Annotated in this window: 8 protein-coding genes and 1 pseudogene; 4 read left to right on the top strand and 5 right to left on the bottom strand. The window is 52.5% G+C overall.

Annotation, left to right across the window (positions count from 1 at the left end; genetic code table 11):
* Positions 1-232 precede the first annotated feature (232 nt).
* Positions 233-322 (top strand): annotated as a pseudogene (locus WC562_00245) (ORF6N domain-containing protein).
* Positions 323-523: 201 nt separating this feature from the next.
* Here WC562_00245 and WC562_00240 read toward each other — a convergent pair.
* From WC562_00240 to WC562_00220, 5 genes are all read right to left on the bottom strand, one after another.
* Positions 524-1135: a BglII/BstYI family type II restriction endonuclease gene (locus WC562_00240; GenBank protein ID MFA5054595.1), complete on the bottom strand. Its 612-nt coding sequence runs from the start codon at positions 1133-1135 to the stop codon at positions 524-526.
* A complete protein-coding gene (locus WC562_00235; protein ID MFA5054594.1) occupies positions 1132-2088 on the bottom strand; it encodes a site-specific DNA-methyltransferase in 957 nt (318 codons plus the stop codon). Before WC562_00235 ends, WC562_00240 begins: the two co-directional genes overlap by 4 nt.
* 114 nt (positions 2089-2202) lie before the next feature.
* Entirely contained in the window at positions 2203-2763 is a 561-nt protein-coding gene (locus WC562_00230) for a DUF2284 domain-containing protein (GenBank protein MFA5054593.1), read from the bottom strand.
* A 256-nt stretch (positions 2764-3019) separates the two neighbouring features.
* Positions 3020-3511 (bottom strand): protein-tyrosine phosphatase family protein, encoded by a 492-nt coding sequence (locus WC562_00225; GenBank protein ID MFA5054592.1) that lies wholly within the window; start codon positions 3509-3511, stop codon positions 3020-3022.
* A 415-nt stretch (positions 3512-3926) separates the two neighbouring features.
* A complete protein-coding gene (locus WC562_00220; protein ID MFA5054591.1) occupies positions 3927-8069 on the bottom strand; it encodes an acyl-CoA dehydratase activase in 4143 nt (1380 codons plus the stop codon).
* A gap of 761 nt (positions 8070-8830) precedes the next feature.
* Here WC562_00220 and WC562_00215 point away from each other — a divergent pair.
* The 3 genes from WC562_00215 (at position 8831) to WC562_00205 (ending at position 11957) form a co-directional block, all read left to right on the top strand.
* A complete protein-coding gene (locus tag WC562_00215) occupies positions 8831-10015 on the top strand; it encodes an acyl-CoA dehydrogenase family protein (protein MFA5054590.1) in 1185 nt (394 codons plus the stop codon).
* Between the two features lie 77 nt (positions 10016-10092).
* A complete protein-coding gene (locus tag WC562_00210) occupies positions 10093-10884 on the top strand; it encodes an SDR family oxidoreductase (GenBank protein MFA5054589.1) in 792 nt (263 codons plus the stop codon).
* A 743-nt stretch (positions 10885-11627) separates the two neighbouring features.
* The gene (locus WC562_00205) at positions 11628-11957 is read left to right on the top strand and encodes a hypothetical protein (GenBank protein ID MFA5054588.1); all 330 of its coding nucleotides are present in this window, start codon (positions 11628-11630) and stop codon (positions 11955-11957) included.
* The last annotated feature ends 53 nt before the right edge of the window (positions 11958-12010 follow it).

Here is a 12010-nt window from a genome sequence, read left to right as displayed (position 1 = left end):
GGGCGAATCCTGTGTTCGTCTCGACGGTCGTCTTTAGTAGAATTAGGGCGATCATATAATCTTCCCTTTTCAGGAAGCTCAGGCCGCACATGGTGTTTATGAACGATATCAGAGGCAAATTAGAATATGCAGAGAGAAAATAAAAAAGAGGCATTACCGCGGGACGGAACCCTTTGGTTGGCCTCTAATCGTGATTCTAGTGCTAATATATAACCTTCCCCGCCGGGATGTCAATATAGATCGCTTCCCGGATGATTTCATGTTTCAATTGAATCCCGATGAGTTCAAAATCTTGAAGTCACAATTTGTTATTTCAAGTTGGTGTAGGATGTGGTGGTGAAAATATGTCGATATCTTAGACATGTTTTTATAATATGACGATATTACCATCAAATTTCGACATTTAAGGTTGGCCTCACGCCGTTGCAAGTTTCCGTCAATTGCCGCGAACGGATTTTTACGTTTGGAAACGGTTATGTTAAACGAAGTGGGGACACCAACGGTTGAACGAAGTTTCTCAGTCTTACGAGTCTATTCCGATTATGATTAATGGAACTGCTGGGACGCCGCGCCCTTGTCTTACGACATTATAGAATTCACCTTCGTAGTAGGCGACGCCCGAACTCATGTTGGACTGTAGTGTTTTCATCGGGAGTATTTCTATACCAACGTCGATGTGGTCGCCGACGTAAAATGCGAGGTGCTTAACGAACAAGTCATATGCTACGAAAGCATATTTCCCGAATTGAATTTCAATTGCTACTCGTTCTTTGACAAAATCTGTTTGATTGTAGCTAAAAATAGGGGTTTCACCGGCTGCTTTAATTTCCTTCTTCTGTTCGTCAGGGGACATGGTCAGAGTTTTCCTAATCAGTTTTTCGCTTTTAGTTACCCAATAACTGACACGGCTTTCCTCCCACTTCTTTGCTCGCAGGAGTTTCTTGTATTCAGCATTCATTTCAATGGGGCTATAGAGTAAATCGCCCTCCATTCTTTTTTCTTTAGAGACTTTTGTTTTACATTTGGTGGCATCCACCTTGGCAATTACGGATTGTATTTCTTGCCATAGCGCAGGCTTGTGAACAATAAGGAACTCGAGGCCATTTAAATGTGAATACGTTTCAACAATCTTCATTTAACTTTATACCTCTGTTTCCTAGATTTTTTCTCTAATAATACATATTGATCTACTGGTTTACCTTTATCCCAAGGAGAGCTAGTTAAGCTATTTTTGTAAAGAACTGGGTCATATATAGGTTTGTTCATAGGTCTTGTTTTCAAGTTGCCTGCAAGCTCTTGCTGAATTCTACTTTGCGCTAATTGTGCATATTTTTCTAATGTTTCAGCTCCTGCTCCTTTACGTTTATGCCGGATAGCTGCAATGATAGAAGTACCCGTTCCTAAAAAGGGGTCAAATACCCAGTCACCCTCATTTGTCATTGAGAGAATGAGACGTTCAATTAATTCGACGGGGAATTGACATGGATGCTCAGTCTTTTCTATGTGATTGCTTTTAACATTGGGAATAATCCATACATCGCTAGGATTTTTACCGAGAGGATTGCATGAATACTGCCCGGATTTGGGGCCTTTAAAATATTTCTTCCCAGGGTATTTCTGTGGAACTCTGACGGGATCTAAATTAAATGTATAATTTTCAGATTTTGTGAACCACATGATTGTCTCATAGCGGCCAGAAAATCTACGACTGCAATGTAACCCATGCTCAAAGTGCCAAATAATCCGATTACGCATCTTTAAATCCAGGTCTGCAAAAATATGATATAGAACTGCGTCTAAAGGCACAATAAAGCCGTCTTCGACGTAATTGCCTACCTGCCAGCAAATACTACCATTGTCGGAAAGCACTCGGGCACATTCTTTAATAACTAACGCTTGCTGTTCGAGGTATTTACTTAGTTTTAACTTCTTCTCATACTGCTTGCCTATATTATATGGGGGTGAGGTTACAATTAGCTGAATAAAATTGTCTGGGATTGCTTTAAGCAGCTTAAGACAATCACCGTGGTATAATACGATGCTTTCTGAGGGCGAAAACTGATTTGATACTTTAATACGCTCTGTCATTTGATGTTTTTACTCTAACTCAAATGAAAGGACTGGTCAATGGATTGCTGGGGTAATATTCTACAAATAGTTATTTGTTATCTATAAGTAGCGAAGTCCTTCAGAAACTTAATATTAAAACATCACACACCCCGTCCACTTGACGCGGTCCGCCCTGAACTCCCCCTCGACCCCCAGCCGTTCCATCAGCGCCATCACATCCACGGCAATGGACTCCAAAGACATCTTGGCCTTTGCCGGATACGGGCAGGGCTCTTTTGTTTTTGCCTTGCAAACAGAGCACAGCTCGCAGCTGCCGCCAATCATCCCCATCGCGCGCGGCAGACCGCAGCTATCGGCGTAGTGCTCCAGCGCGAGTATCTTCTCATGGAACTCTAATTTGCTCTGGATCAGGCCGGCGGCGTCGTTCTTCACGTCTAAGGCTTTGGAATATTGCAGGAGGATGCCATTGCGGAACTCCAGCAGTTTTTTCTCTATCGATTCTATCGTTCCGACATAGGGCGGGCACATGTAGTGGTTCTTGAATTTGCCGCACTTGTTCTCATAGCACAGGTCGCGTATCCTCTGCTCCGGTTTCAAGAGGAACGCCTCGAACGGGACGCACGTCTCCATGCCCAGCTCGCGGGCGCGGGCGATCAGCTTTGGGGTGGGGGTGTCCATAAGTAAAGTGTACACCCTCCGGCATCCCCCGGTCTATTTTGTCATTGCGAGTCCTTCCATGATCAATATTGCATGGAAGGATTCCCCGTTAGGAATATACGGAAGGACGACGCGGCAATCTCGTCGTTTGTATGGCATGCGGTAAAGGAGATTGCTTCGCTTCGCTCGCAATGACAGTGTGCGAGGCGACCTCGCCCCTACGGGGGACGTGGTTGCGGCGGGGATTGCTGCCCTCTCTTTGATAAAGAGAGGGACAAGGGTGAGTTCGTTCTTACTTTGCCTTGTGCTGCGCGTACCAGTGCACGAACGCCCTCTGCTCGACGGTCTCCGGGCGGGCCACAGCCTTGCGCACCGCCGCCTCGGCTTCGTCTTCCGACATTCCCATCGCTATCAGGATACAGCAAGCCATAGTGCCCGTCCTGCCTATGCCGGCGCTGCAGTGTATCAGTAGGCGCTTGTTCTCCTGAATCCTTTTGGCGGCTTCCTCCACGAATCGCGCGAAATCGTGGTGGTCGTCCGGGATGCCGGCGTCCGTTATCGGGTATGGAACGTATTCACAGGGTATGTCGTTGCGTTTAATAGCCTCGGCGTAGAAGGGGGATTTCTGCTCGGTCTCTTTCATCGATACCATCGAGAGTATCTCGTCGATGGACAGCGATCTAATCTCCTGCCACGATCTGGAGAGCTTCTCATAGCGGCCGGGCATGCTGTGCAGGTACAGCTTCCCCGGTATTTCATCGGGCAGGATAACTTCTCGAAACATCTTTTGTTCTATGATACGCCGGTTTGAACGCGGCGATGATATTACCTTTCTTATGTGATGGGCCATCTAAAATTATAGCAGTCTTTGCATTTAGCGTGTAGTGGGTAGCGGGTAGTGAGTAGCGTGTAGCGTGTAGTAGGGGCGTATCGCGATACGCCCGCACGGTTGTCGCTGGCCGATGGATATCCGAACCCCCTGTGGTCCCCCAAACGTTGGGGGACGAAATAAAACAGGGGGACTCCCCCTGTATCCCCCGGAAGGAGCTTCTCCTTCACCTCTGGTGTATAGCATTTAGCGAACCTTAATGTATGTGCACGGACGAAGTCCAGTGCACATACGAATATATCTGCGCGCCGCAGCTGTAGATGGTGGGGATTGCTACCCTCTCTTTGTGAAAGAGAGGGACAAGGGTGAGTTAAATATGCTGACCGGCACAGAACCTGATGATCTCGGCGAAGTTGCTGATGCGTTCCGAGTTGTTGGTCTCCATGGTGCCGTCGTAGGTCAGGTTTATCCAGGGCTTGCCATGCATCTCGCTGAGACGCTCCGACATGGCGGCCACGATGCCGCCGGGCATGCAGCCGTGCGGCATAACGGATATGACGCCGGCGAAGGCCGGGTTCTCCAGCCACTCGATGCCGGAGCCCAGGCTGAGCACGGCCTCGCTGCCGCACTTTGCCGAGAGGTACTCGCCGGATAGGGATAGTACCTCCTTGATAGTCGGGTCTTTTATGTCAAGGAAACCGTTGACGTTAACTGCTACGGAGCGTTCGTCCCTGTCCTGTATCACCTTCTTGATGTAGCCTTTTATGGTTTTCTTGAGCTGTCTCTCGCGCACGCCGTCCTCGATGTGGCGGTGCGTGATGTAGTTCAGCCACTCCCCCATCGGCGATATGATGACCTCAAGCCCGGCCCTCTCGCACTCGCGCGCCAGGTCGCAGTTGCTGAATTTGTTTGTGCGCAGGAATATCTCGCCGTTGATGCCCACCAGCGGCTTCCGCGGTATGTTCCTGTCGATGATCTCCGCGGCCTCTTTCGCTGCATACTGCATCACGTCGTTGAAGTCTTTCTGCTGCTCGATGCGTTCTATGAGGAGATCGCTGTATTTCTTGAAGAGGGCGTCGGCGGCTCCGGGGGTCTTCTCGTAAGGGCGGGTGCGCCAGAGTATCCGCTCCAGGTGGTCCATGGCCACCATTCCCTTCCACGCCAGGCGCTCGAAGGCGTTGCCCAGACCCAGGTCGCGGTAGGCGTTGTTCGATACCGTGGTGCGGAACGGCATATCGAATCCCAGTTCCTTGAGGGCGCGCACCTGCTCCACGGCATACTTGCCGAAGCGGCAGGGACCGAAGGCGCTGGGCATGAACCCTTCCACGTTCTTAAGATCGATATCCTTGTGGCCGCTCTCCTGCAGGAAGTATATGAAATCGCCCAGCGTCACGCGGTACGGCAGGCATTCCGTGCCTTCGGTAACCCTGTTGCTCAACTGGAATGAGCGCTCGGTCGTCTCCGGCAGCACGAAGGCCTTCACGCCGAAGGCGCGCATGGCCGCGGCCAGCATCCCGGCGTGCGAGCACATGCTGGGAAGCATGATGGTCTGTCCCTTGTTGTCCAGGGTATGAACGGAGCGGTATATCTCCTTGCCCGCGCTCTGAGAGGACTTGCCGCTCTTCGAGTAGCTGTTTATCGTATCCACGAAGGCCTCGAGCCGCGTTATCAACCCGGCCTCCGCGGCGTGCTCGTCTATCTCCAGCTGCCCCATGGGCTTGATGCCCATTATGTCGGAGGCCATCTTGATGATGAACGAGTTGGGGCCGCATCCGAAGTTGGTTAATATAAGCCCGTACAACTGCGGATCGTTGGCCACGATGGACGCGGCCGAGATGTGCTTGCTCTCGTAGTACCAGTACGGGCGGTCGGAATAGTCCTTGGCATTAACTGATTGAAGGTCCAGAAAATCCATGGGTATGGGTACTACGCCCAGGTCGGCCAGTTCTTTGGCGATGCCGAGGTTGGCGCCGGAGTCCTGCGACATGTAGGAGCGCGCCATTATCACCACGCCCGTCTTGTTATTCTTATGTATCTCGCCGAGAATCCGCTTGCCCGCTTCGACAGAGGCTGCCTCGAATTCGCGCAGCGCCCTGAGCCCGGCCAGCGCGGCCTTCCCGCCCTTGGCGCGGCTGAATCCCATCTTCACGGCTACATCGGTTAAGTTCCTGATGACATCGTCGTCGCCCATGCTGAAGTCCAGTGTGGGAATCAGCATCTTATCTTCAAGATTGAGTGCTTCGCTGATGATGTATGGCGAGGCCTGCACCAGCGGACAGGAGTACTTCTGGTTCTCGTCGCCGTCCTTGGGCCCCAGGCGTATGGCGCTGGGATACAGTATATAATCTACGTCTTCCAGGCTCGCGGCGTGGCCGTGCAGCAGCTTGACGGGGAAACAGCTGTCCGTGTAGCTCATCTCGCAGGCCTGCTCCGTGATATGCTTGTTGGTCTTATTTGAGAGAACAACCTTTACGTTGAGGTCGTTCAGGAAGCCGAGGAGAAGCGGCGCGAAATCGTAAACGATGAGCGACCGGGGTATTCCCACTGTGTGCCCGGTGCCCATCCCCATTCTATATTCCTTGAACAGCAGCTTTTCCCGCTCGTCGAAGGGCGTCGGCTCCTGCTTTTCCTTGAGCACCGAGCTGTCGTATTTGTCGCACCTGCTGCCGTAGAAGGTGGCGTGCTCGCCCTCGATGTCCAAACGGCTGATGGTGCAGTTGTTCTCGCAGCCCTTGCATATGAAGTTCGACAGCTTATATTCGCGGTCGATGACCTGCTGGAAGCCTTTGAAGCGCGACGGCGCCGAGTTCAGCATCTCCCTGGCCAGGAGGGCCGCGCCCATGGCGCCGCTGACCTCCTTGTGCTCGGGGACGATGATGGTCTTGCCGGGCAGGGCCTGCTTGAATGCCGATACCACGGCGTCGTTGTAGAATACGGCCCCGGTCAGTATGACCTTATCGCCCAGCTTGCGCCGGCTGACTACCTTCGACAGGTAGTTGGCGGCTATGGAATTGGCCAGGCTGGCGCAGATGATCTCTATCGGTACGCCCTCCTGCTGCGCCGAGGCCACCGCCTGTCCCATGAAGGCGGCGCAGCGCGAGCCGAGTCCTATCGTATGCGGGGCTTTAAATGCCAGTCTGGCGAAGTCGCCGTTCTTGACGTTGACCCCGAGCTGTTCCGCCAGCTCGTCGATGAAGCTGCCCGTGCCCGCGGCGCAGGCCTTGTTCATCTGGTAGTCCACGACGACGCCGTTCCGCTTTATGACAAGTTTCGAATCCTGTCCGCCGATCTCGATGATGTCCGCGTCCGGGTCCACCTCGGCGGCTTCGCGCGTCTGGGCCGTTATCTCGTTCCGGATGAGGTCGGCGCCTATGTAGCTGCCCACCAGATATCTGCCGGATCCGGTGATGCCGACCCCGAGTATATTCGCGTTGTCGCCCACGTCGGCGATCAGGTTCCGGAAAACGTTCTGTATGGCCTCGATGGGGCGTCCCGCCGTCATCAGGTAGCTCTTGGCTATGACGTTCCTGCAGGACTCATCCAGTATCACAGCCTTGGTGCTGGTCGAGCCTATATCCACGCCAAGGTAGCCGCTGAACGGCTGGTCGATTTTACGATACTTGAATGTCGTTTCCTGCGTCAGGGGGCTCAGCGGCGGCGTTTCCCAGTAGCACTGCTCTACATCCGCCTTGGGCAGCAATTTAACACGCGACTGTTTCCCTGCCTCCTGCGCCAGCAGCGCCGAGCCGATGGCCTCGATATGGAAACAGTTGTCGGGAACGGTTACTTTGACTTTATGTCCGTTGCGCGCCGAGACGGCCTCCGCCAACGATTCGACGATGGCCCTGTTGGCCGCTACTCCGCCCACGAAGTAGATGGGCTCGGCGAATGTCCCCTTGGTCAGCGAGACCACGCCTCGCGCTATGCTATCGCACAATCCTCTGAGCATCGCTCCGAGCGGTATGCCCTTCTGCTGCAGGTGTATCAGGTCGGTCTTGGCGAAGACGCTGCATCTGGCCGCTATCCGGGGCGCGGTCTCTCCTATCTGCTGCGCCGCGTCCGCGAAATCCTCTATCTTTATGCCCAGCCGATACGATTGCTGGTCGAGAAAACGTCCGGTGCCGGCGGCGCATAGAGGGTTGGAGGCCACCTTCCACGGCTTCTTGAGCCCGTCCTCGAGCCCTATCACCAGCGATGTCTGCCCGCCTATCTGCACGATCGTCTTGGCGTCGGGATGGAAGCGCAGCAGCCCTGCCGATATCGACAGCGAACTGCTGTATACTGACCAGTTCATGTCCTCCGGTATCACGCCCTTGCCGGAGCCGGAGACGCCGGCGGTGGTTATGTCATCCAGGCTGACCTTTGAGCTGAGGCGCGAGAGCAGGGAGGATACCGCGTCCTGGGGGGAGGCGGTTATCTCCTCGATATCGAGGTGCACTATCTCGCCCTGCTCGTCAAGCAGCGCCAACTTGGCGCTGGCCGAGCCGATGTCTATGCCTAAAGAGTATTTCATATATGTTTTTCTGTCCTGTACAAATATTAATGTTAACACATTTTCGAACGTAAGTTCAAGAAAATATCAGTGAGTAGCGTGTAGTAAGTAGTGAGTTGTTTTAACTTGTCATACTGAGGCAGCGCCGAAGTATCTCGTACTTTCAATTAGCCTAGTGACGAGATTTATTGCTTCGCTCAGGATGACAGATTCGAGATGTTGGCGACCGAAATACTATTACAGCTATCTCTCTAAGAGAGAGGTTAGCTAGTCACACCTATACAGTTGCGGCGGCTCCAGCCAGCTCGGCTTAAAGCTATGCTCTCAACCCCCTTTATCCCCCACTCATGGGGGAAATTTAAAAGAATTAGGGGACACCCCTAAAACCCTGTCAAGAGACTATGTCTCCTGTACCTCTATTTACATGGTAAACCATCATAAAATGAGAGGATTTTGAAATAATTCGACTGCTGTCTTGGTCGTGATAGTCCCCCCTCTTTTTAGAAGAGGGGGTAAGGGGGTGTTAATCAATAATTACTTCCCTCTCCCTCCGCAGGGAGAGGGTAAGGGTGAGGGCAGGCGCGTCGCATCTGTATGAGGTAAGTTATCCCTCTATTTTTTTAATTTCCCCAACGTATGGGGGATTTAGGGGTTCGGAAAAACATATCCTGCTCCCACCTTACCGATACCCGCCAAAGGCAGTCGAGGACTTGACGGGATATACCCTTTTCAATAGAATTGTAGAGGCTTGTGCCCTTTATTAATTGACTAGGAGCGATGTTTTGGACTTTACGTTTACCCCTGAAGAAGAAGCCTTTCGGCAGGAAATACGTGATTTTTTAAAGAAGGAACTGCCCGCGAAATACGAGCGCAAGGTACTCCACGGCGGCGAGAGCGACGAGGAGTGGGAGTTCACCAAGCAGTTCACACGCAAGATAGGTGAGAAGGGGTGGATAGCCACCCTCTGGCCCAAGAAGTACGGGGGGCTGGAAGGCACCGAGATGCAGTACCTCATCTTCAACGAGGAGATGGCTTATGCCAGGGCGCCGCGTATGGACCAGGGCGGAAGCGGAATAGTCGGCCCGACGATCCTCGTCCACGGAACCGAGGAGCAAAAAGATAAATACCTGTCCCCTATCGCGCACGGCGAGGTCATGTGGATACAGTGCTTCTCCGAGCCTAACTTCGGCTCAGATTCCGCGGGCATACAGACAAGCGCCGTCGAGGACGGCGATTCTTATGTCATCAACGGCCAGAAGATATGGATCAGCTTCGGCCTGCACGGCGATCTCTGCTACATGACTACCAGGACGGATCCTACCGCCAAGAAGCATAGAGGCATCAGCTTCTTTTTAATCGATATGAAGACCCCGGGCATAGAGGTGCGCCCGATAATAAACATGTGCGGCGCTCCCGGCTTCTGCGAGGTATATTTCGACAACGTGCGCGTGCCCAAGGAGAACATGCTCGGCCCCAAGAACGGCGGCTGGCTCATCATGATGACCATCCTCGGCTTCGAGCGCGGCACGCTGGCGGCCATCGGAGGCTCAACGCAGCGCGCGCTGGACGACATAATTGATTACGTCAAGAACACCAGCTACGGAGGCAAGCCGCTGGCGAAGGACCCTATCGTTCGTCAGAGGGTTGCGGATATGGCTATCGAGGTCAGGGCCTCGCGTCTGCTGGCCTATCGCGTCATATGGATGATTACCAAAGGCTTGATTCCGCATTACCAGGCGTCGATAGCCAAGGTCGTCGGCGACGAGGTCTATTTCAAGCTGGCCAAGACGGCGACCGAGATAATGGGGCTCTACGGCTCATTGGCCTGGCACGCTCCGCAGGCGCCCATGGACGGATATATGACGGGCAACTACCTGAACAATATGGGCTGCTTGTTCGCCGGAGGTACGCCTGAGATACAGCGCAATATTCTGGCGACGGCGGGGCTGGGGTTGCCGAGGGGGTAATCTGTTTGGGAGTAATTCCGATGCTAGTATCGGATTGAAATAAACTCTAATGTAAAAATATTGAAGGAGGAGTGTACATGGAGCTAGGTCTTAAGGGGAAGAATGTAATAATCACAGGAGGAGCATCGAACATCGGATACGGCATCGTTCTGGGCTTTGCCAAAGAAGGCTGCAATATTATGATCGCGGACCTTGATGATAAGCAGGCGCAGAAGGTAGCCGGGAAAGCGAAAGAGCTAGGCAGCCCCAAGGTTATCGTAGCGAAGACGGACGTGACCAAGCTGGACCAGGTAGAAGCAATGGTGCAGAAGACCGTTGACGAGCTTGGCTCTGTAGATGTTCTCATCAACAATGTGGGCTGGGATATCCAGCAGCTCTTCGTCGATACCGGACCCGATTTCTGGGACAAGGTTATCGCTATCAACTATCGCAGCGTGCTGAATTGCACCAAGACCGTGCTCGGCCCGATGATGAAGCAGGGCAAGGGCGTCATTGTCAGCACCGGTTCCGATGCCGGCCGCGTCGGCGAGTTCAAAGAGGCCGTTTACGGCGGCACCAAGGGCGCCGTCATTGCCTTCACCAAGGCTGTCGCGCGTGAGACCGGCAAGTTCGGCATCCGGCTCAACGTCGTATGCCCGGGCGTGACCATACCCGGCAGCGCTGACGAGTATGGCGATGACAGCGGATGGAAGCTGTCCCGCGGTTTCTTCACCGACGAAGTAGTTGCCAAGATCGCAAAGAACTATCCTCTTCGCAGGGTCGGCACATCTCAGGATATCTCCAACGCGATGATATTCCTTGCATCCGATGCCGCAAGCTTTATCACCGGCCAGACGCTGAGCGTCAGCGGCGGCTATTCCATGATGTAATATAGAAAAAGATTCAGACGCCGGATCGGGTGCATCTCACAAGGGGTGCACCCGATTTTTTTACTGCGCCGGATTTGATATAGCTGCAGCGACTCCAACCAGCTTCGGCTCAAAGCTCTGCTCTCAACCCCCTATATCCCCCATTCTTGGGGGAAAGTTTATTTTGAGGGTGTCCCCCAAAATCCCCCGTCAGGAGAGGAATCTCCTGCACCTCTCTATGACAAACGTTAAGTTCTCCCTCCTTTTGGAAAAGGAGTTATCTTAAAGAAAGAGGTGAAGGAGAAGCTCCTTCCGGGGTAACCGGGGGTGCCCCCCGGATTTTTTAAGTCCCCCAACGTTTGGGGGACTACAGGGGGTTCGGGCAATCCATCGGCCAGCGACATCATGAGATTGCCACGTCGTCCCTCCATGACATTTCGGTATATGGAATCCTTCCCAGGAAGGACTCGCAATGACAGTCAAGAATAAGAGTGGTGCAGGACAGTTTTTTTCTACCGGGTTTCAGGGGTATCCCGTAATTAAATTAAAAGTCACTCAACGTTTGGGGAACTACAGGGGGTTAGGAAGAACAATGTTCAACTCAACATTAAAAAAGATGTCAGAGGATTATTCTCCTTAATAAGTTATATCGAATCTGAGACCCTATTGGGACAAACACGCTATTGAACGTTCTAAAAGAATATGTTATATTGTAAAATGCTACATCTGTGGATAGCTAAAACTGATAGTGTGGAGTACGAAGAATGAAAGTATGGTCGAGAGGTCTAGGAAAGCAAGCGTTGTATGCTGACTGGTTCAAGAGCGACATAAAAGTTGAGGGGAAAACTCTAGTTGCGGAAGGCATCGTACGCGATAAAGGTATCATCTGGGACTGCAAGTTCTTCTTCGAGAAAGAAGATGTTCCCGGTCTTCTGCATATGCTGTTCTCGGGGCCGGTAGTAATGCACTTCCTGAAGAACTTCAAGTATGTCCTGAGCTTTTTCTACCAGCGTATCATCAAACGATCGGCTGGCAAAGAGAAGCCTAAGAAAGCGGCCGCTCCGGCAGCTGCGGAAACCACGGCGGCTAAATAATTAGCCGGAGTTATTTCTTAAACTAGCGAAAAGGTAGGTAATAAAAAAATGAG

This window comes from Dehalococcoidia bacterium, from assembly GCA_041649635.1.
Classification (GTDB): Bacteria; Chloroflexota; Dehalococcoidia; order E44-bin15; family E44-bin15; genus JAYEHL01.
The sequence above is the reverse complement of the archived record's forward strand: the minus strand, read 5'-3'. Positions and strand labels throughout refer to the sequence as shown.